This window comes from Pedococcus dokdonensis (assembly GCF_900104525.1).
In the GTDB taxonomy this organism is placed as follows: Bacteria; Actinomycetota; Actinomycetes; order Actinomycetales; family Dermatophilaceae; genus Pedococcus; species Pedococcus dokdonensis.
On sequence record NZ_LT629711.1, the window covers coordinates 1775468 to 1794593 of the forward strand.

22 protein-coding genes are annotated in these 19126 nt (G+C 72.7%); 8 read left to right on the top strand and 14 right to left on the bottom strand.

What is annotated here, in order from left to right; translation table 11 throughout:
- Positions 1-30 precede the first annotated feature (30 nt).
- From BLQ34_RS08490 to clpS, 7 genes are all read right to left on the bottom strand, one after another.
- Complete coding sequence (locus BLQ34_RS08490) at positions 31-750, bottom strand: MBL fold metallo-hydrolase (RefSeq protein ID WP_091784029.1); 720 nt, start codon at positions 748-750, stop codon at positions 31-33.
- 24 nt (positions 751-774) lie between these two features.
- Positions 775-1269, bottom strand: a complete 495-nt coding sequence (locus BLQ34_RS08495; protein ID WP_091784032.1) for an ASCH domain-containing protein — start codon at positions 1267-1269, stop codon at positions 775-777.
- Between the two features lie 33 nt (positions 1270-1302).
- Positions 1303-1809 carry an ASCH domain-containing protein gene (locus BLQ34_RS08500; RefSeq protein ID WP_091784035.1) on the bottom strand — a complete coding sequence of 169 codons (507 nt, stop codon included), beginning with the start codon at positions 1807-1809 and terminating at the stop codon, positions 1303-1305.
- On the bottom strand, positions 1806-2579 hold the full coding sequence (locus tag BLQ34_RS08505) for an MBL fold metallo-hydrolase (RefSeq protein WP_091784038.1): 774 nt from the start codon (positions 2577-2579) through the stop codon (positions 1806-1808). Before BLQ34_RS08505 ends, BLQ34_RS08500 begins: the two co-directional genes overlap by 4 nt.
- Entirely contained in the window at positions 2576-3397 is an 822-nt protein-coding gene (murI, locus tag BLQ34_RS08510) for a glutamate racemase (protein ID WP_091784043.1), read from the bottom strand. Before murI ends, BLQ34_RS08505 begins: the two co-directional genes overlap by 4 nt.
- Positions 3398-3477: 80 nt before the next feature.
- Positions 3478-4110, bottom strand: coding sequence for a DUF2017 domain-containing protein (locus BLQ34_RS08515; protein ID WP_091784045.1), 633 nt, complete (start codon positions 4108-4110; stop codon positions 3478-3480).
- Between the two features lies 1 nt (position 4111).
- Positions 4112-4402 (bottom strand): ATP-dependent Clp protease adapter ClpS, encoded by a 291-nt coding sequence (gene clpS / locus BLQ34_RS08520; protein ID WP_091789615.1) that lies wholly within the window; start codon positions 4400-4402, stop codon positions 4112-4114.
- A 124-nt stretch (positions 4403-4526) separates the two neighbouring features.
- On the opposite strand from clpS, the gene BLQ34_RS08525 reads away from it, so the two are divergent.
- The 3 genes from BLQ34_RS08525 to BLQ34_RS08535 are packed head-to-tail and all read left to right on the top strand — an operon-like array spanning position 4527 to position 6891.
- On the top strand, positions 4527-5768 hold the full coding sequence (locus tag BLQ34_RS08525) for a nicotinate phosphoribosyltransferase (RefSeq protein ID WP_091789618.1): 1242 nt from the start codon (positions 4527-4529) through the stop codon (positions 5766-5768).
- Positions 5769-5770: 2 nt separating this feature from the next.
- Positions 5771-6373, top strand: a complete 603-nt coding sequence (locus BLQ34_RS08530; RefSeq protein ID WP_091784048.1) for an isochorismatase family protein — start codon at positions 5771-5773, stop codon at positions 6371-6373.
- A gap of 56 nt (positions 6374-6429) precedes the next feature.
- Positions 6430-6891, top strand: coding sequence for a nitrite reductase (NAD(P)H) small subunit (locus tag BLQ34_RS08535; protein WP_091784051.1), 462 nt, complete (start codon positions 6430-6432; stop codon positions 6889-6891).
- 87 nt (positions 6892-6978) lie between these two features.
- Here BLQ34_RS08535 and BLQ34_RS08540 read toward each other — a convergent pair whose 3' ends face one another.
- Both BLQ34_RS08540 and BLQ34_RS08545 read right to left on the bottom strand, forming a co-directional pair.
- Entirely contained in the window at positions 6979-8880 is a 1902-nt protein-coding gene (locus tag BLQ34_RS08540; protein ID WP_231961508.1) for a bifunctional metallophosphatase/5'-nucleotidase, read from the bottom strand.
- Between the two features lie 144 nt (positions 8881-9024).
- On the bottom strand, positions 9025-10290 hold the full coding sequence (locus BLQ34_RS08545) for a homogentisate 1,2-dioxygenase (RefSeq protein ID WP_091784053.1): 1266 nt from the start codon (positions 10288-10290) through the stop codon (positions 9025-9027).
- 88 nt (positions 10291-10378) lie between these two features.
- Between BLQ34_RS08545 and BLQ34_RS08550 the strand changes: the two genes are divergently transcribed.
- The 3 genes from BLQ34_RS08550 to BLQ34_RS08560 are packed head-to-tail and all read left to right on the top strand — an operon-like array spanning position 10379 to position 13621.
- Positions 10379-11251: a hypothetical protein gene (locus BLQ34_RS08550; RefSeq protein WP_091784055.1), complete on the top strand. Its 873-nt coding sequence runs from the start codon at positions 10379-10381 to the stop codon at positions 11249-11251.
- 3 nt (positions 11252-11254) lie between these two features.
- On the top strand, positions 11255-12520 hold the full coding sequence (fahA, locus tag BLQ34_RS08555; RefSeq protein ID WP_091784058.1) for a fumarylacetoacetase: 1266 nt from the start codon (positions 11255-11257) through the stop codon (positions 12518-12520).
- A 57-nt stretch (positions 12521-12577) separates the two neighbouring features.
- A complete protein-coding gene (locus BLQ34_RS08560; protein WP_091784061.1) occupies positions 12578-13621 on the top strand; it encodes an NAD-dependent epimerase/dehydratase family protein in 1044 nt (347 codons plus the stop codon).
- On the opposite strand, the gene BLQ34_RS08565 is transcribed toward BLQ34_RS08560, so the two are convergent.
- The gene (locus BLQ34_RS08565; RefSeq protein WP_091789626.1) at positions 13614-14744 is read right to left on the bottom strand and encodes a sensor histidine kinase; all 1131 of its coding nucleotides are present in this window, start codon (positions 14742-14744) and stop codon (positions 13614-13616) included. The genes BLQ34_RS08560 and BLQ34_RS08565 overlap by 8 nt on opposite strands.
- A 5-nt stretch (positions 14745-14749) precedes the next feature.
- A complete protein-coding gene (locus tag BLQ34_RS08570) occupies positions 14750-15472 on the bottom strand; it encodes a response regulator transcription factor (RefSeq protein WP_091784064.1) in 723 nt (240 codons plus the stop codon).
- A 122-nt stretch (positions 15473-15594) separates the two neighbouring features.
- Here BLQ34_RS08570 and BLQ34_RS08575 point away from each other — a divergent pair, with 122 nt between their 5' ends.
- Entirely contained in the window at positions 15595-16266 is a 672-nt protein-coding gene (locus BLQ34_RS08575) for a glycosyltransferase family 2 protein (protein WP_091784067.1), read from the top strand.
- Complete coding sequence (locus BLQ34_RS19115) at positions 16263-17585, top strand: DUF2064 domain-containing protein (RefSeq protein ID WP_197674802.1); 1323 nt, start codon at positions 16263-16265, stop codon at positions 17583-17585. The genes BLQ34_RS08575 and BLQ34_RS19115 overlap by 4 nt, the downstream gene beginning before the upstream one ends.
- Positions 17586-17588: 3 nt before the next feature.
- Here BLQ34_RS19115 and BLQ34_RS08585 read toward each other — a convergent pair whose 3' ends face one another.
- From BLQ34_RS08585 to BLQ34_RS08590, 3 genes are read right to left on the bottom strand one after another with little or no spacing between them, the layout of a single operon-like run.
- Positions 17589-17915, bottom strand: a complete 327-nt coding sequence (locus tag BLQ34_RS08585) for a hypothetical protein (protein WP_091784070.1) — start codon at positions 17913-17915, stop codon at positions 17589-17591.
- Positions 17912-18265 (bottom strand): molybdopterin-dependent oxidoreductase, encoded by a 354-nt coding sequence (locus tag BLQ34_RS19120; RefSeq protein WP_197674803.1) that lies wholly within the window; start codon positions 18263-18265, stop codon positions 17912-17914. The genes BLQ34_RS08585 and BLQ34_RS19120 overlap by 4 nt, the downstream gene beginning before the upstream one ends.
- The gene (locus BLQ34_RS08590; RefSeq protein ID WP_197674804.1) at positions 18262-19050 is read right to left on the bottom strand and encodes a hypothetical protein; all 789 of its coding nucleotides are present in this window, start codon (positions 19048-19050) and stop codon (positions 18262-18264) included. Before BLQ34_RS08590 ends, BLQ34_RS19120 begins: the two co-directional genes overlap by 4 nt.
- Positions 19051-19126 lie beyond the last annotated feature (76 nt).

The window sequence follows — 19126 nt, forward strand, 5'->3', positions numbered from 1 at the left end:
CGGTCTCCAGCTGGCCCGCGCGGGTGGCGGTCAGTCGACGGTGGGGTGGGTGGCCAGGAACCGGCGGATGTGCTCCCGCGGCTGGTCCGACAGGTGCGGCCCGTGCGTGAACGCCGCCGTCGTGTAGTCGAGGTCGGCGAGGCGGTGCGCGGTCTTCTGGGTCAGCGCGAAGCTCGAGCAGAACGACTTGACCGGCCAGCGCAGCCCACGGACGTTGAAGATCGAGTCACCGGTGATGAGCACGCCCGACGCGTGGTGCAGGTATGCCGCGTGGCCGGGTGAGTGCCCCGGCGTGTGCACCACCTCGAGGCCGCCGGCGACATCGAGCACCTGGCCGTCGGTGAGCCGCTCCCCCACCGCGACCGGTGGGAAGGCCTGTCCCCGCATCAGCCTGGTCGCGATCCTCGACACCAGGAAGGACTGGTCGGTCCTGGGGCTCTCGCCCTTCTCGGCATACGGCGCGTCGTCCTCGTGGATCCCGACGTCCCGCCCGGTCTGCGCGGCGACGTGGGCCGTGCCCCCGGCGTGGTCGGAGTGGGCGTGCGTCAGCAGCAGCCTGGTCACGTCGGACGGGCCGGAGCCGATCGACGCGAGGGCAGCCATCACCTTCGGCCCGGACCGCTTGAGCCCCATGTCGACGAGGGTGACCTGGCCGTCGTCGCCACGGAGGATGAAGCCGTTGACGAAGTCGCCGAGCAGGGGGATGCGCCAGACACCTGACGCGATGGGGACCGCTGCCGCCTTGGCCATGCTCGGAGCCTAGGCCGCCCCTGCTCAGTCCGCGAGGTCGGGCGGCCAGACGATCCGGAACCGCTCGAAGACGACCTCGAGGTCGTCGGAGAACTCGATCCCGATCCGCTCGCACTCGCGGCGGAAGAACCGCCGGTGGCTGTCCAGCCAGCTCTCCAGCGAGCGGTCGTACTCCCCCTCGTCCCAGGCGAACTGGGCGTCGACGGTGTGCAGCGGCCCGACGCGCAGCTCGACGGTGCGCAGCACCACCCGCGGCGCCCCGGAGCCGTCGCAGGCGACCCAGTGCGCACCGATCCGCGACAGCTCGTCGCCATCCGCGGCATAGGCGGCCACGAGGCCTGCGGTGGCGCGCTTGGGGCCGTCCGTGACGAAGGAGATCAGCTCGTCGGCCAGCGTCGGGCTGTCACCGAAGCACTCGACCGCGACCCCGGGCTCGTCCGGCAGCAGCGGGTGGGCAGCCCGGTAGTCGGCCCACAGCCGCAGCCCGGCGTCGCGGTCGACCTCGATCGGCTCACTCATGCGCCGAGGGTATGCCGCGTGGCCGGCGGCGCGTCAGTCGGCCAGCTCGGGGGGCCAGACGCAGGTGAACCGCTCGAAGCAGACCTCGAGGTCCTCGGAGAACTCGATCCCGATCCGCGCGCACTGCCGCTGGTAGGCAGCCCGGTGGCCGTCGAGCCAGGTCTGCAGGGTCCGGTCGCCCTCGCCCTCCGCCCTGGCGAAGTGCTCGTCGACGCTGTGGAACGGCCCGAGGCGCAGCTGCGTGGTGCGCAGCACCGCCCGCGGGCTGCCGGCACCGTCACAGAGCACCCAGTGCGCCCCCAGGGGTGGGAACGGCTCGCCGTACGCCAGGTAGCCTGCGGCGAGGGTCGCGGTGGCACGCTTGGCCCCGGTCGTGATGAGCCCGGCGATCTCGTCGGCGTAGGCGGGTTCGTCACCCCAGCAGACGACCTCGACGTCGTCTCGACGCGGGACCTCGGGGTGAGCGGCCCGGAACTCGTCGAACATCCGCAGCCCGGCCGCCCGGTCCACCGTCACCGACCCACCGCTGCCCTCGCTCACGCACCGACCTCGAAGGTCGCGCCCTGGACGGCGACGTCCAAGGGACCGGACCAGACCGCGGCGGCCTGGGCACGGCACACCTCGGGGTCGTTCCACGGTGGGATGTGGGTGAGCACGAGCCGTTGCACACCGCCGGCGGCGACCACCGCTGCGGCCGCCCGGCTCCCCGAGAGGTGGATGCCCTCGGTGTCGTCGCGACCGTCGACGAACGCGCTGTCGGTGAGGGCGAGGTCGCTGCCGGTCAGCAGCGGCCTGAGGGCGTCGCAGGAGTCGGTGTCTCCGGTGTAGGCCAGCACCGCCCCGTCGGCCTCGACCCGGAAGCCGTACGCCTCCACCGGGTGGTTCACGAGGTAGGCGGTGATGCTGAACGGGCCGACCCGGGTCACCTGCGCGTCGGCGAGCTCGTGGACGACGAACTCGTGGGTCATCCCGCCGTGCTCGAGGCCGTGGTACATCAGCGCGAAGCGCTCCTGCGCCCCGGACGGCGCGTGGATCGGGAGCTGTCCCTCGACCGGTCCCCCGGGGTGGTACTTGCGGGTGACGTAGAGCCCGCACACGTCCACGCAGTGGTCGGGGTGCAGGTGGCTGATGAACACGGCGTCGAGGTCGGCGAGGTCGACGTGCCGCTGGAGCGGGCCGAGCGCGCCGTTGCCGAGGTCGAGGACCACCGACCAGGTGCGCCCCTCGTGCTCGGCCTGCACGAGGTAGGAGGACGCGGGTGAGTCGGGGCCCGCGAACGACCCGGAGCAGCCGACGACGGTCAGCTTCATCGCGCCACCACAGCCGTCCGGACCACGGAGCCACCGTAGACGTCGCCCACCTCCGGACCGAGGAACCGGCGGGCCAGCGTCCGGAACTCGTCGGCGTCGCCGGTGGTCGTGAAGCCGTGTGCGGGTGGGGGCAGCTCGGCCGGGCGGAGCAGGTCGCGGTCGGCGAGCACGCGGTAGAGGTCCTTGGCTGTCTCGTCGGCGGAGGACACCAGGGTGACGCCGTCGCCCATGACGTAGGAGATGGCGCCGGTCAGCAACGGGTAGTGCGTGCACCCGAGCACCAGGGTGTCGATGTCGCGGTCGACCAGGGGGGTGAGGTAGCGCGTGGCGACGTCGATGACCTCCGGCCCGCTGGTCACCCCGGACTCGACGAGCTCGACGAACCGCGGACACGGCACGCTGGTCACCTCGAGGTGCGGCGCGGCCGCGAACGCGTCGACGTAGGCGCCGGACTGGTGGGTGCCCTGTGTCGAGATGACCCCGACGCGGGAGTTGCGGGTCGCCCGCGCTGCGCGGCGCACCGCGGGGCGGATCACCTCGACCACGGGCACGTCGTAACGCTCGCGCGCGTCGTGCAGGACGGCCGCGCTCGCGGTGTTGCAGGCGATGACGAGCGCCTTCACGCCGTGGTCGACGAGACGGTCGAGGCACTCCAGCGCGAACTCGCGCGACTCGGCGATCGGGCGGGGTCCATAGGGTGCGCGGGCCGTGTCACCGAAGTAGGCGACCGACTCGTGGGGCAGCTGGTCGAGCACCGCCCGGGCGACGGTCAGCCCGCCATACCCGGAGTCGAAGATGCCGATCGGCGCGTCTGCCACGGGACAAGGCTAGGTGCCGACCCCGGCCGCGTCCTCATCCGTCCGACGTCTGGTGTGTCACACGTGGCTCAGGGGTGAGCTCAGGGGGTGAGGGCGTGCGCGAGGGTCTCCTGCAGCCAGGTGAGGAAGTCGTAGACCGCGAGCGCGTAGACCGCCGGGTCGTCGTCCTCGAGACCGGAGACCTGCTCCTCGAGCAGGTCCATGTCGTCGTCGTGCCGCAGCCCGAGCCGCTCGCCGAGCACCAGCCGCACGTCGTTCAACGCGAGCAGCAGCGCCAGGGCCTGCGGCTGCTCGAGCGAGATCTTCTGGTCCTCGATCGCGGACAGCGCCGTGATCGCCGTGGTGAGGTTGGCCGCCTTGCGCGCCCGCAGGCCGTCCTCGGTGAGCCGGCGGAACTCCGCGGCGACCTGCTCGTCCTGCCGGTTCGCGGTCGGGAAGATGCGGTCGAGGGCGGGGTCGCGGGGCTGCGGCACGGTGCCCGACAGCTCGGGTGCCTGGTCGACCGCCGACAGCGAAACCCCCATCCCGATCCCGCCCAGCCCGGCGACGATGCGGTCGAACTCGTCGCCGCCCCCGGTCTCGGCCGCAGCCGGGTCCGGCTCGGGCTCGACCAGCTCGCGCACCTGCTCCATCAGGCCGACCACCAGGCCGCGCTCGACGGCGTCGAGCTTGGCGACGAAGCGCCCGTGGGAGCGCTTGAACCCACGGGCCACGTCAGCTGTCCTTCTGGAAGGTCGCCCACAGTCCGTAGCCCTGCAGGGCCTCGGTGTCCGTCTCCATCCGCTCGCGCGCCCCGGTCGACACGACGGCTCGCCCCTTGGTGTGGACGTCCATCATCAGCCGCTCGGACTTGGCCTTGGAGTAGCCGAAGTAGGTCTGGAAGACGAAGGCCACATAGGTCATCAGGTTGACCGGGTCGTTCCACACCAGGGTGATCCAGGGGACGTCGACGTCCTCCAGCTCGTCGGCGGAGACGGACTCCTGCTCGACGGGGGCGAGGGACATCGTCGCGGTGGACGACGTGGCGGGGACAGCAAGCGGCACGGGTCCACCTTAGGCTGCCTGCGTGACCTCGCGTCCCCCGAGCCGCCCAGCCACGGGCCTGCTGACCGACCACTACGAGCTGACCATGCTCGAAGCCGCCCTGCGCAGCGGCGCCGCCTCCCGTCGGTGCGTGTTCGAGGTCTTCGCCCGGCGGCTGCCGGAGGGCCGACGCTATGGCGTGGTGGCGGGGACCGGTCGCCTGCTCGAGGCGATCGAGCGGTTCCGCTTCGGTGCCGACGAGCTGGCCCACCTGCGCGGCGTGGTGGACGACCCGACCCTGGACTTCCTCGCCGACTACCGCTTCGACGGCGACGTGTGGGGGTATGCCGAGGGCGAGTGCTACTTCCCCGGCTCACCAGTGCTCGTGGTCGAGTCCGACTTCGCCCACGGGGTGGTGCTCGAGACCCTGGTCCTCAGCATCCTCAACCACGACAGCGCCATCGCCTCGGCCGCCTCGCGGATGACGTCCGCTGCCGGCGACCGTCCCTGCATCGAGATGGGCTCGCGCCGCACCCACGAGGAGGCGGCCGTGGCAGCCGCCCGCGCGGCATACCTGGCCGGCTTCGCCACCACCTCCAACCTCGAGGCGGGGCGCCGGTTCGGGGTGCCCACGGCGGGCACCGCCGCGCACGCCTTCACGCTCCTGCACGACGACGAGCGGCAGGCGTTCGCGGCCCAGATCGCCGCCCTCGGCAAGGGCACCACGCTGCTGGTCGACACCTACGACGTGCCCACCGCGGTCGCGCTCGCGGTCGAGCTCGCCGGCCCCGAGCTCGGCGGCGTGCGGCTCGACTCGGGCGACCTGCTGGTGCAGGCGCGCGAGGTGCGCGAACAGCTCGACCGGTTGGGGGCCACGCAGACCCAGATCGTGGTGACCAGCGACCTCGACGAGCACGCGATCGCCGCCCTGGCCGCCGGGCCGGTCGACCGCTACGGCGTGGGGACCTCGCTCGTCACCGGCTCGGGCGCGCCGACCGCCGGGATGGTCTACAAGCTGGTGGCGCGCACCGACGACGACGGCACCATGGAGGGGGTCGCCAAGCGGAGCAAGGACAAGGCGTCGGTGGCGGGCCGCAAGTACGCCCTGCGCAGGCGGTCCGCGTCGGGAGTCGCCGAGGCCGAGGTGCTCGGCGTCGGGGTGCCGCCCGGCGACGACGGTGACGACCGCGAGCTCCTCGTGCCACTCATGGCGGGCGGGCGCACCGTCTCGACGGCGACCCTCGACGACGCGCGTCAGCGGCACGCGGCGTCCAGGGCCGAGCTCCCGGTCGCCGCGCTCCGTCTCCAGCGCGGCGAGCCCGCCATCCCGACCATCTACGAGGAGTGAGCATGAGCCGCGCGCTGGTCATCGTCGACGTGCAGAACGACTTCTGCGAGGGCGGTTCTCTCGCCGTCCCCGGGGGCGCGGAGGTGGCGCGTCGCATCAGCGAGCACGTGCTCACCCACCTCGACGGGTATGCCGCGGTGGTCGCCACCGCGGACTGGCACGAGGACCCGGGTGGGCACTTCTCGCAGGCCCCCGACTACGTGGACAGCTGGCCCGCGCACTGCCGCGTCGGCAGTGACGGGGCCCTGTTCCACCCGGCGGCGGAGCCGGCCTTCGAGCACGTCGAGGCGATCTTCCGCAAGGGCCAGCACAGTGCCGCCTACAGCGGCTTCGAGGGGTTCACCGTCGAGGCGGACCGGCGGGTCGGGCTCGCGGACTGGTTGCGCGACCGGGCCATCGAGCAGGTCGACGTCGTGGGCATCGCCACCGACCACTGCGTGCGGGCCACGGCCCTCGACTCCGCTGACGAGGGCTTCGAGACGACGGTGCTGCTCGACCTCACCGCGGGCGTCGCGCCCGCGACCACCGCGGCGGCACTGGTGGCCCTGGCCGAGGCCGGGGTGGAGACCACCGGCACCCCCGCCCTCCCACCGGCTGAGGGTTAACCAGGACGTCACACGGGCGGGCCCGCCGCGAAACAGCAGGTGCCTAGCGTGGCGCCGTGGACGAGGACCCTCATGCCGCCGCGGGACCACGAGCGGTGGCCAGCCCGGTGGCGCCGCAGCTGGGGGCGCCGCAGCTGGTGGCGCCGCAGCTGGTGGCGCTCTGCGGGCTCAAGCACGTGCCGACCCGGCACGGTGCGGCCTTCACCGTCGCGGGCGAGCCGCTCGCCCTGTTCCGGACCGGGGACCGCGTCTGGGCCGTCGAGGACCGCAACCCCTACACCGGGTGCGGGGTCGCGGGTGGCCGCCTGTCGCGGGTCGGCCGCACCCCGGTCGTGGTCTCGCCGATGTACCACCTCGTGTTCGACCTGCGCACCGGCGCCTGCCTGAACGCCGTCGACCTGCCCCAGCTGCGCCTGCGCACCTACCCGGTCGAGGTCGTCGCCGAGGTGGTGCACGTCGACGTGACGGCGGTCGGTCGCACCACGCCCGTGTCGGTACCCCTCGGCGCGCTCGCCTGACCCGCGCCACCCGCGGCGCTACCTCATGCAAAAGGCGAGTGAGCGCCGCCTCGGGCGGCGCTCACTCGCCTTTTGCATGAGTCAGCGTCAGTGGCGGCCGCCCTCGGCTGCACCCTCCACGACGACCGGCTGGCCGTTCGACACCAGCTTCCAGTCGTAGGTGGTGAAGGTGGTGGGGTCGATCACGCCCTGCTCGGTGGTCCAGTCGATGAGCAGCTGACGGATCTCGACCTGGGCGTTGTAGAGGACCGGTGCGGTGGTGACACCCGGGAACCCGCCGCCACCGGACTGCCGGTAGTTGTTGATCGCGATCACGAAGCCGGCCGCCGGGTCGACCGGCTGACCGGCATACGTGAGGTTGACGATGCGCTGCCCGACCGGCTGGGCGATGTCGATGTCGTAGGCGAGCGACGCGTCGAGGCCGCCCATGATGTCGTAGTTGTAGTCCGGGATCGGGCTGCCCGTGGTGGGGCTGATCGCACCGGTCACGGCGTCCGGGGCGAAGGGGCCGGTGCCCGACACGGTCTTGAAGTAGGCAGCCGAGTACTCGAGGTAGGCCTTCACCTGGGCTCCGGTGAACCGGATCCCGAGCAGGGTGTTGTCATAGATGTAGAGGCCCGCGACATCGCGCACCGTGACGTTGCCGGCCGGGATGGCGGCGTCGCGGTTGAACGGCGCGGCGATCGACAGCACCGGCAGCGACTCGTCGGGGGTGCCCGCCAGGGCCGCCTTCACGGCGTCGGCCTGGACGTGGTTGATGAAGTCCATCGCCGCCGTGTCCTCGAACCGCGCGGTGGCCGCCGACATGGCGACGGTGCAGGTGCCGATCACCGAGTTGACGTAGGTGCGCACCACCGCGTGATCCTCGCCCACCAGGTCGGCGACCTCGGGGTCCTCGGGCACCGTGTTGGCGTTCAGGACGTGTGAGCTCGACCCGGCGAGCGTCCACCGGCCCTGCCGGAACTCCAGGTCGAAGTCCATCACCGACAGTCGCATGCCCCACTTCAACGGCTCGGTCAGGAGGACGTCCTTGCCGGGCGTGACCTTGCTCGGCACGAGCAGCTGGGTGATCTCCTCGTGGGCGTGGCCGACGAGCACGGCATCGATCCCCGCGACCTCCTCCGCGAGCTGGCGGGAGGCGTTCTCCGGGAACGGCAGCGCGTCACCGTAGGACGAGCCCGGCCTGGCCCCCGAGTGGCAGGAGACGATGACGAGGTCGCACCCGGCCTTCTTCAGCCTCGGGACCATCACCTTGGCCTGCTCGACGATGCCGGGGAACTTGACCTGCCCCTCGACGTTGGCCTTGTCCCAGATCGCGACCCCGGGGGTCACCAGGCCGAGGATGCCGACCTTGACGGGCTTGGACCCGCGTGTCTTGAAGGTGCGGATCACGTGGGGCTTGAAGATCGGCGCACCGCTGGTCCAGTCGACCGAGTTGGCGCTGAGCAGCGGGAAGTCGCACTGCGACTCGAAGGTCCGCAGCGTGTCGAGCCCGTAGTTGAACTCGTGGTTGCCCAGCGCGGCCGCGTCGTAGCCGATGGCGTTCATGGCCTTGGCCATCGGGTGCTTCGAGCCGCCCGTGATCGGGTCGACCTTCGCGTAGTAGTAGGCGAGCGGTGTGCCCTGGATCGTGTCACCCGCGTCGAGCAGCATCGTGTTGGCCGCCCCGCGCTCGGCCCGCATCGCCTTGACCAGGGTCGCGATCTTCGCCAGGCCGATGTCGTTGTGCGGGGTGTCGTCGTACTCGAGGTCCTTGAAGTAGTCCCAGTTGAGGACGTTGCCGTGGGTGTCGGTGGTGCCGAGCACCGTCAGCCGGAACGACCTGGCCTTCTTCGACCCGAGACCGCTGCCCTCCGGCACCGCGTCGGCGCGTGGTGCGCTCGCGAAGAAGGCCGCTCCCGCGCCCCCGACCACCGCGAGGGCGAGCATCTCGCGTCGGCTCTGCTCGTGCTGGACGAGGGTCTGGACGGCGGTGCGGGGGGACGTCACGGTTGCCTCCAACGACAGATCTCCGGGAGCGGGGAGGTCCCGGGGCGCGGGCCTCGTCGTCGTCGACGAGGCGGGTCTTGCAGCCTAACCCGGGCGGGCGGTCGCCCACCATGCCCGAAGTGTGCCGAACGGTCGGCGATGCCGTCAGCCGATGCTGTAGTCCGAGCCGTCCGTCGTGCGGCCCCGGCTCCACGACCAGGCGTACTGGCCGTCGTCGACGGCCCGCCCACCCTCGCCGAGCTCAAGCGGTCGGAAGGTGTCGACCATGACGGCCAGCTCGTCGAAGTACTCGACGCCGATCGACCCCTCCGAGGCGCCGGGCTGCGGGCCGTGCGCGTGGCCACCCGGGTGCACCGAGACGGAGCCCTTGCCGATGCCGGAGCCCTTGCGTGCCTCGTAGTCGCCGTCGACGTAGAACATGATCTCGTCGCTGTCGACGTTGGAGTGGTAGTACGGCACCGGGATCGACAGGGGGTGGTAGTCGACCTTGCGTGGCACGAAGTTGCAGACCACGAAGTTCCAGCCCTCGAACACCTGGTGCACCGGCGGCGGCTGGTGCACGCGGCCGGTGATCGGTTCGTAGTCGCGGACGTTGAAGGCGTAGGGGTAGAGGCAGCCGTCCCAGCCGACGACGTCGAGCGGGTGGAACGGCAAGGTGTGCACGGTGCCGACGATGCCGCCGGGTCCGTTGCCGCGGTGCTTGATGTGGACCTCGGTCTCGTCGCCGGCCTTGGCGCCGACGTCCTCGGCCAGGAGCGGGCCCTCGGGCTGGCGCAGGTCGCGCTCGCAGTAGGGCGCGTGCTCGAGCAGCTGCCCGTACTTCGACAGGTAGCGCTTCGGCGGGGCGATGTGCGAGTTGGCCTCGATGCAGTAGGCCCGCAGCGGGTCCTTGGTGGACCGCTTCGGGATCCACCGGTGCGTCGTGGCTCGCGGGATGACCAGGTAGTCGCCCTCGGCGACGTCGAACGCGCCGAACACGGTCTCGACGCGCGCGCGACCACGCTCGACGTAGACGCACTCGTCACCGATCCCGTTGCGGTACCAGGGGCTGGTCGCCCCGGCCACGACGTACGAGATGCGCACGTCGCCGTTGCCGAGCACGAGGCGACGGCCGGTCACGACGTCAGTGCCCTTGACGTCCTTGGGGTCGAACAGGTCGTGCAGCTTCAGGTGCCGGGGCACGAGGGGGTGGTTGGGCGTGGTCGAGAGGTCACCGATCGCCCACTCGCGCGCAGCGGCCACCGTCGAGGGGATGTTGCGGTGGTAGAGCAGTGAGGAGTCGGAGGAGAAGCCCTCCTCGCCCATCAGCTCCTCGTAGTAGAGCTCGCCCTGCTTGCCGCGACCGGCCGGCCGTCGGTGCTGGGTGTGCCGCTTCGGCGGGATGCTGCCCATCGCTTGGTAGTGCGCCACTGCTCCACCTCGGTGTGGTGTGTCGGTCTCACGGGGGCTCGACCGGGTCGTCGATCTGACCCGTCGCCACCCTAGTAGCCTCGCCGCCATGACCTCGCTGCCGGATGCCGCGGCCGCGCGACCCGCGGAGCCTGGCCTGTTCGCCGGCCTCGTCGACGACGCCGCCGTGTTCCCTCCCGGCAACGCTGCCCTCGCTGACGCGGTGCGGCTGCACCGTCAGCACCGCACGAGTGGGTATGCCGCGTGCGTGGGTCCGTTGCTCGTCCCCGCCTCGTCGGCCACGGACCTGGTCGGCCTGGTCGGCCTGGTCGGGCCCGGCCCTGCGGAGACCCTGCGGGTCGGGGTGATCGGGCGGCCCGGCGTTGCCGCCGCCGACGTGGCCGCCGCCGTCTCGCTGTTGCGCGGCACACCGGGGGTGGACGTGGCCGGCGTCGAGCTGGGCTGGACACCCGACTGGAGGGACACCCGGTTCGGCGACCTCTCCCGGACCCTCGAGGTCCCCCGCGGCGCAGAGCAGGCTGCAGCGATCGCCGACATTGCCGCTGACGTGTCGGATTCCGTTGCGCTGCAGGCGAAGTTCCGCACCGGCGAGACCGAGACCTGGGCTTGGCCCGACGAGACCGAGCTCGCCACGTTCATCCGCACGGCCATCGACCACGACCTCGGCTTCAAGCTCACTGGTGGGCTGCACCACGTCGTCCGCGGCACCCACGACGGGCAGGAGCAGCACGGCCTCCTCAACGTCCTCGTCGCGGTGCGGTGGGCGCTCAACGGCGAGGAGGTCGACGAGCTGGTGCCCCTGCTCGCCGAGCGCGATGCCGCGGTCCTCGTGCCGCAGGTCACCCGGATGAGCGCCGCGGACGCGGCGATCGTGCGCGCCTTCTTCACCGCATACGGCTGCTGCGAGGTCACCGACCCGCTCGGCGAGCTGACCACCCTCGGCCTCATCGAAGGAGCCTGACCCATGCCCTCCTCCACCCACGCAGCCAGCTGGCTCGACCTGCCCGCCGACCACCCGTTCGGCGTCGCCCACCTGCCCTACGGGGTGTTCTCGACCGCGGACCACGGACCCCGGGTGGGCGTGCGCATCGGTGACGACGTCCTCGACGTCAGCGAGGTCGCACGGATCGGCCGGGACGCGGTCGGAGTGGGAGACGGCCCTGACCTCACCGCGGCGTGGGAGCAGCCCAGCCTCAACGCCTTCCTCGAGCTGGGCCACGACGCCTGGGCCGTGGCCCGCAGCTGGCTGGTCGAGGTGCTCACCGATGCGGCCCACGCGGAGCGGACCCGCCCGCACCTGGTGCCGCTCGACGACGTGACGATGCACCTGCCGGTCGAGGTCGCCGACTACGTCGACTTCTACGCCAGCGAGCACCACGCGAGCAACGTCGGCCGCATCTTCCGCCCCGACTCCGAGCCGTTGACGCCGAACTGGAAGCACCTGCCGATCGGCTACCACGGCCGGTCCGGCACGGTCGTGGTCTCGGGCACCGACCTGGTCCGGCCGCGGGGCCAGCGCAAGGGCCCCACCGACCCGGCCCCCACCTTCGGGCCGAGCCGCAAGCTCGACATCGAGGCCGAGCTGGGCTTCGTCGTGGGGGGCAGCAGCACCCTCGGGGAGCCGGTGCCCGTCGGCCGCGCCGCCCGCGAGCACCTCTTCGGCGTGGTGCTGCTCAACGACTGGAGCGCCCGCGACATCCAGGCATGGGAGTACGTCCCGCTCGGCCCGTTCCTCGGCAAGTCCTTCGGCACCTCGATCAGCGCGTGGGTCACCCCGCTGGCTGCACTCGCCGCTGCACGGGTGCCGCTCCCCGCGCAGGACCCCGAGCCGCTCCCCTACCTGCGGGGCGCGGACGACGAGGTGTTCGGGCTCGACCTGCACCTCGAGGTGGTGTGGAACGGCACCGTGGTCGCCCGCCCCGAGTACCGCGACCTGTACTGGTCGCCGGCCCAGATGCTGGCCCACCTGTCCGTCAACGGCGCGTCGATCCGCAGCGGGGACCTGTTCGGGTCGGGCACCATCTCTGGCCAGGCGAAGGAGACACGGGGCAGCTTCCTCGAGCTGTCGTGGAACGGCACCGAGCCGGTCCGGCTGGACGACGGCAGCGAGCGCACCTTCCTCGAGGACGGCGACACCGTCGTCCTCAGGGGCTGGGCGACCGGCACCGACGGCGGCCGCCTCGAGCTGGGCGAGGTCAGCGGCACGATCCGGCCCGCGGCGACGGCGTAAGCGCACCGCAAGGTCGGGCAGCCCCGGCCACTGCTGCCGTGCTGGCAGGGTGGCCGGATGAGGATCGTCGTCACCGGTGGTGCCGGGTTCATCGGCACCGCCCTGCTGCGTGCGCTGGCCGCCACGTCCCGCGAGGTCGTGGTGCTGGACTCGCTGCGCCCGGACGTCCACCGCGACGGAGGTCTCGCGGCCAGCGCCAGGCTGTCGTCGCTCGGTGTGCGGCTGGTCGTGGCCGACGTGCGCGACCGCTCGGCGGTCCTCGCACAGGTCGAGGGCGCCGACGCCGTCGTGCACCTCGCGGCCAAGGTCGGCCTCGGCGTCGACCTCGACGACATGGACGACTACGTCTCCAGCAACTCGCTCGGCACGGCCACGGTGCTGCGGGCCTGCCACACCGCCGGGGTGGAGCGGGTCGTCCAGGCCAGCTCGATGGTCGTCTACGGCGAGGGCGCCTACGAGTGCGCCCAGCACGGCCCGGTGGCCCCGGCCCCGCGCACCAGGGACCGGCTCGCCCGAGGCGAGTTCGACCCGGGCTGCCCGGTGTGCGGTGCCGACCTCGACCCGGCGCTGGTCGACGAGGACGCGGTCCTCGACCCACGCAACACCTATGCCGCCACCAAGGTCGCCCAGGAGCAGCTGGGTGCGGTCTGGGCCCGCGAGACCGGGGGGTCGTGCACCTCGCTGCGGCTCCACAACGTCTACGGACCCGGTATGCCGCGCGACACCCCCTACGCCGGAGTCGCCGCGATCTTCTGGTCGGCGGCGAGGAGGGGCACCGCCCCCCAGGTGTTCGAGGACGGTGGACAGCGCCGCGACTTCGTCCACGTCGACGACGTGGCGGCGGCGTTCGTCGCGGCGCTGCAGTCCCCTGAGCCCGGCCACGCGGCATACAACGTGGGCTCGGGGGTCGTGCACACCATCGGTGAGCTGGCCGCCGAGCTGTCGTCGCTCGCAGGCGGGCCACCCCCGGAGGTGACCGGGGCCTACCGGCTCGGCGACGTGCGGCACATCACGGCGTCGAGCGAGCGGGCCGCCCACGGTCTGGGGTGGCGGGGCGCCGTGGCCCTGCGCGACGGGCTGCGGGACCTCGCGTTCAGCTGACGGTCGCGGCGGGCAGGGCCACGTCGAACCGGCAGCCGCCGTCGACGTTGGCGACCGAGATCGACCCGGCGTGGGACTCGGCGATGCCCTTCGCGATGGCCAGCCCCAGGCCCGCCCCGGCGTCCCGGCCGCTGCGCTCGGGGTCGGCGCGCCACCCGGCCTCGAAGACCCGGTGCAGGTCGGGCTCGGCGATGCCGCCGCACTCGTCCTCCACCGACACCTGGGTGCGACCGTCGGGGCAGCGCTCGGCCCGCACGACGACCGAGCCGCCCTCGGAGGTGTGGCGCACGGCGTTCCCGACGAGGTTGCCGAGCAACCGGGTCAGCTCGTCGCCGTTGCCGGTGACCGCCAGCCGGTCACCGTCACCGGCCACCTGCAGGCGCAGGCCCACGCGGCGCTGCTCGGCGTGCTGCTGCAGCTCGCTGACCACGTCGTGCGCGACCTCGACCAGGCTGACCAGGGCGGCGTCGTCGCGGGTGCCGGCTTCGGGTGCGCTGACGCGGGACAGCTCGAAGAGGTCGCCCACCAGCCCGTCGAGCCGGCCCACCGTCTGACGCATCTGGCGCAGCGCCGGCTCGGGCTCGATCACGCCGTCCTCGAGGCCCTCCGCCAAGGCGCGCAGGCCCGCCAACGGGGTGCGCAGGTCGTGCGACATGAAGGCCACGAGCTCGCGGCGCGACGACTCGAGAGCACGCTCGCGTCGTTCCGAGGCCGCGAGCCGGCGGCGAGTGCTCTCGAGCTCGCGGCCGAGCTCGGCGAACTCGGACGAGACACCGTGGGTGTGCGGCTCCTGGTCAGCCGACGCGGGTGCGCCCAAGGAGCGCAACGAGTTCCGGAGGGCGGTCGCCTCCGAGGCCACCTGCCGCCCGAGCACCAACGACAGCAGGACGCCGATCACCCCGGCACATCCGAGCGCCACCGAGACCACCGTCGAGTCGTGGGCCGAGATGAACATGCGGCGGACGTTCACGAGCACGGCGAGCGAGACCGCTGCCAGGGGCACGAGGGAGGCGACCACGACGAGCACGGCCGTGGATCGTCCGCGAAGCCTGGCCAGCACCAGGCCCCCGGCCAGACCGGCCGCGAGGCAGACGACGGTGGTGACCAGCGCGATCTGCTGCATGTCGCTCACGGCTGCTCCTGCGGCACGGCGGCCTCGGACTCGTCCCCGAACCGGTAGCCGGCACCGCGGACGGTGACGATCCGCACGGGGTCCGAGGGGTCGTCCTCGATCTTCTCGCGCACCCGTCGGACGTGCACCGTCACGGTCGAGGTGTCGCCGAAGTCCCATCCCCACACCCGGCGCATCAGCTGCTCCTTGGTGAAGGTCAGACCCGGGTGGGCGATGAGGTAGCCGAGCAGGTCGAACTCGCGCGTGGTCAGCTCGACGGCGCGACCGGCGACGGTGGCGGTCCGCGTGCCCGAGTCGACCCGCACCCCCAGGCGCTCGGTGACCCGGGGCAGCAGCGCGGTCGCTCCCAGCCGTTCGCCCCGACGGAGCAGGGCCTCGACGCGCCCGAGTGCCTCGCGCGGGCTGAACGGCTTGACCATGTAGTCGTCGGCGCCGAGCTCCAGGCCCAGCAGGCGGTCGTCCTCCTCGCCGCGCGCGCTCAGCACGATGACGGCGGCGTGGTCGTCCTCGGCCCGACGCCGCCGCAGCACCTCCAGCCCCGACATGAGCGGCAGCATGACGTCGAGGATCACGACGTCGGGTCGCCGGTCACGCCATTCCTGCAGGGCGGACAGGCCGTCGGCGGCGAGCACCGACTCGAAGCCGGCGCGCTGCAGGTAGGCGGACAGCACGCTGGAGACGGTGGGGTCGTCCTCGACGACCAGCACGGTTGCGACCACCCTTGCAGGGTATTGCGCGCGGCCACCTCTCCGCCCTCCACCTGACCGCTCGCGGCAACCCGTAAGGGTTTCGTCATCGGTGGCGCGCGCCGCGCGGCTCGACCCGCGCCTAGCGTCGAGCCATGCCCCAGCCAGTGACGGTCGACGTCGTGCTCCCGTGCCTGGACGAGGCCGAGGCACTGCCCTGGGTGCTCGACCGGATGCCGAGCTGGGCGCGACCGATCCTCGCCGACAACGGGTCGACCGACGGCTCCGGCGCCATCGCGCGGGAGCGGGGGGTGCTGGTCGTGGACGTGACCCGGCGCGGCTACGGGGCGGCCTGCCACGCCGGGCTGATGGCGGCCACCGCTCCCCTCGTGGCCTTCATGGACGCCGATGCCAGCCTCGACCCGCGCTCGCTCGCCGACCTGCTGGCGGCGCACCAGGTAGCGGAGCCGGGTCGCCCCCACCTGGTCGTCGGCGCTCGCCAACCGGAGTCCCGCGCTGCGTGGGCGTTGCGGCTCAGGGTCGCGAACCGGGTCCTGGCCGGGCGGGTGAGCCGCGCGACCGGCCTGGAGCTGGCCGACATCGGGCCGATGCGGCTGGCCGACACCGTTGCCCTGCAACGACTCCCCATCGCCGACCGGCGCTCCGGATATCCCGTCGAGACCGTGCTGCGGGCGGCTCGGGCGGGGTGGGCCGTGACGGGCGTGGCGGTCCCCTACCTCACCCGGTCGGGGAGGTCCAAGGTGACCGGGACCTGGCTCGGAGCAGCACGGGCGGTGCACGACATGAGCCGGGTGCTCGGCACGTGAGCCGCCCCGCAGCCCCGACGGGCACCACGACTGCCGCCGCCCTGACGACCGCCGCCACCGGGCTGCACACCGTCGTGATCCTGGCCAAGTCGCCCCAACCGGGCCGGGTGAAGACCCGGCTCACGCCGGTCTTCGCACCGAGCGAGGCGGCCGCGCTGGCCGCTGCCGCGATCCGAGACACCCTCGCCGCGGCCCGGGCCACCGGCGCCCGGACCATCCTGTCGTGGGACGGCCCACTGACCTCGTGGCTGCCCGACGACGTCCCGGTCCACCCCCAGGGCGACGGCGGGCTGGCGGAACGCCTCGACGAGACCTTCCGCAGGTGCCTGCCACCGGACGGCGACCAGCCGACGCTCCTCGTCGGCATGGACACGCCACAGGTGACACCGACCGAGCTCTGCAGCGACTGGCACGGTGCGGACGCCGTGCTGGGCCTGAGCGAGGACGGCGGCTACTGGGCGGTCGGCCTGCGGCGCTATCGACCCGGCCTGTTCGCCGGCGTGCCGATGTCGACCGACCACACCGGCGCCGCCCAGCTCAGGCGGCTGCGCGAGGCCGGCCTGTCGGTGCACCTGCTCCCGCACCTGCGGGACGTGGACGAACCTGTCGACGCGGCGGCAGTGGCACAGGCGGCTCCGCGGTCCCGGTTCGCCCGCACGTTCCGCAGGATCGTGGCGACGCCGTGCCACCCGTCGCTCCTGTTCGACCTGGCGCTGGCCGGAGGACCCGTCCGGGTCAGCGGCGAGGAGGCCCGAGCCGGGCGCTCGCAGGTGCTCCCCGTCGAGTCGTGGCTGCGGATGTCGCCCGTCGACCACCTGATCGTGAGCCGCTGCTCCGGCCCGGTGATCGACATCGGCTGTGGCCCGGGCCGGTTCGTGGAGGCGCTGGCCGCTCGGGGCCTGCCCGTCCTCGGCATCGACGTCTCGGGCGCCTCGGTCGGCCAGACCCGGGCGAGAGGGGCGAGCGCCCTGTGTCGCGACGTCTTCGAGCCCGTCCCCGGCGAAGGGCGGTGGCAGACGCTGCTCCTCGCCGACGGCAACGTCGGCATCGGCGGTGACCCTGTGGAGCTCCTCATCCGCTGTCGTGAGCTGCTCAGCCCGGAGGGCTGGGCCCTGGTCGAGGTGGATCCCGACGAGGACGTCGACCGGCGCGCGCAGGTGAGCCTCATCGGCCCACTGGGGCGGCGTTCCAGCCCCTTCCCGTGGGCGCAGGTGGGCGCCAGGGCCCTGGTCCGGTATGCCGCGCAGGCCGGTCTGCTGGCCGTCGAGGACTGGCGCGGTGGTGGGCGGGCCTTCGTCACCCTCCGCCGCGCCGCGTGACGGTCAGCGCCGCAGTCCACCCGTGGCCAGCAACGGCACGGCGAGGAGCAGCACGGTGAGGATCGCGAGGCCGGCCAGGCGCACCGCGGGTCGTGCCGAGGCCGGCGCCCGCCGGGCCACCAGCCAGCCCGACACCACCCCGAGCGGCGCGAGGACGCCGTCGTGGACCGCGACCCCCGCCACCAGCCAGATACCGACCCGCACCCAGCCCGTCGTGGGCACCTGCGCGAGGAACTGCCACACCCCGACCAGACCCAGGGCGACGCCCGCTCCCCCGAGCAGGAGGCGACCCGGACCCGCGTCGCGCAACACGGCCCACGCCTCCTTCACGACAGCACCTCCAGCTCGGTGACCCACTTGGTCTGCAGCACCCCGGGGCGGTTCGGGGCGATCAGGCGCACGGGGTAGCCGTGGTCCCTGGTGAGACGAGATCCGTTGAGCCGCAACGCCAATAGCGTGCTCGGGTGATCGGCATACGCGCGGGGCAGCACCGACTCGGCGTACTCACCGCGCTGCTCGGCCGAGACGACCCGGACGTCGCCGACCACTCCCCCGACCAGCTCGACGACGTCCCTCACGCGTACCCCCTCCCAGGTGGCCCCGGCACTCCACCCCTCCACGCAGGCAATGGGGAGACTGACGACCCGCTGCGTCAGCCCGCGCAGCTGCGCCGCCGTCACGTCCTGCCTGCCCCCGGACCCCGCACCGAGACCACCCAGTCGTCGTCACCCGACCCGGGGTCGAGCGCCGGGTCGATCCCTGCCTGCGCCGCGGTCCGGTTCACCGGCACCCCCAGCGGGCTGGTGGACGGTCGACGGGACCTCAGCACGGAGAGCGGCTCCAGCCAGGGCACCGTCGACCCGACGGTCAGGACCACCGCACCCGCAGCGACGCCCACGGCACCGGCAACGAAGGCCCGGCGGCCCTCCTCGGAGGAGACCTGGGCCCCCGCCGGTGACAGGGCATCGCGGATGGCCGGGAGCTTCACGGCCACGTGCATCGTGAGCGCGCCGATCGCCACCCATGCGAACGCGTAGTGGACGCGGGTGAAGCCGAACCCGAAGACGTACCACCCCGCGACGTTGGCGATCCCCGACGAGACCATCAGGACCGACGACCCGACGAGCACCGCGATGGAGGCACGCTCGAGCAGGACGACCGGCGACCCGACGACCGGGCGGGTGAAGAACCGCGGGTACGCGGCGTAGAGCTTGGCGAGCAGCAGCGGCACCGAGGCGGTGCCCGTCGCGACGTGGATCCCCTGGGTGACGCGGTATCCCCACACCGGGCCGGTCGGGATCGGCAACCAACCGACCGGGTGCTGGTGGAGGTGGCTCAGCAGCCCGGTGAGGAAGCAGATCGTGAAGGCTGCGCCGAGCCACAGCCCCATCCGTGCGACGACCGTGCGGTCGTGGACCGGCGACGTGAAGTCGCCGGGCACTGGTGGCTGGGGCAGTCGGGGCATGTCTGCCACGCTAGGCAGGCCAACGTCATCCGACCGGTTCCCGGCTCTTACGAGGCGATGACGGATCGGCTCATCC

Bases quoted from the DNA above. Each gene is read 5' to 3' on its own strand.
- BLQ34_RS08490 (WP_091784029.1), bottom strand. From the start codon at position 750: ATGGCCAAGGCGGCAGCGGTCCCCATCGCGTCAGGTGTCTGGCGCATC.
- BLQ34_RS08495 (WP_091784032.1), bottom strand. From the start codon at position 1,269: ATGAGTGAGCCGATCGAGGTCGACCGCGACGCCGGGCTGCGGCTGTGG.
- BLQ34_RS08505 (WP_091784038.1), bottom strand. From the start codon at position 2,579: ATGAAGCTGACCGTCGTCGGCTGCTCCGGGTCGTTCGCGGGCCCCGAC.
- clpS (WP_091789615.1), bottom strand. From the start codon at position 4,402: ATGTCCCTCGCCCCCGTCGAGCAGGAGTCCGTCTCCGCCGACGAGCTG.
- BLQ34_RS08525 (WP_091789618.1), top strand. From the start codon at position 4,527: ATGCTCGAAGCCGCCCTGCGCAGCGGCGCCGCCTCCCGTCGGTGCGTG.
- BLQ34_RS08530 (WP_091784048.1), top strand. From the start codon at position 5,771: ATGAGCCGCGCGCTGGTCATCGTCGACGTGCAGAACGACTTCTGCGAG.
- BLQ34_RS08550 (WP_091784055.1), top strand. From the start codon at position 10,379: ATGACCTCGCTGCCGGATGCCGCGGCCGCGCGACCCGCGGAGCCTGGC.
- fahA (WP_091784058.1), top strand. From the start codon at position 11,255: ATGCCCTCCTCCACCCACGCAGCCAGCTGGCTCGACCTGCCCGCCGAC.
- BLQ34_RS08560 (WP_091784061.1), top strand. From the start codon at position 12,578: ATGAGGATCGTCGTCACCGGTGGTGCCGGGTTCATCGGCACCGCCCTG.
- BLQ34_RS08565 (WP_091789626.1), bottom strand. From the start codon at position 14,744: ATGCAGCAGATCGCGCTGGTCACCACCGTCGTCTGCCTCGCGGCCGGT.
- BLQ34_RS08575 (WP_091784067.1), top strand. From the start codon at position 15,595: ATGCCCCAGCCAGTGACGGTCGACGTCGTGCTCCCGTGCCTGGACGAG.
- BLQ34_RS08590 (WP_197674804.1), bottom strand. From the start codon at position 19,050: ATGCCCCGACTGCCCCAGCCACCAGTGCCCGGCGACTTCACGTCGCCG.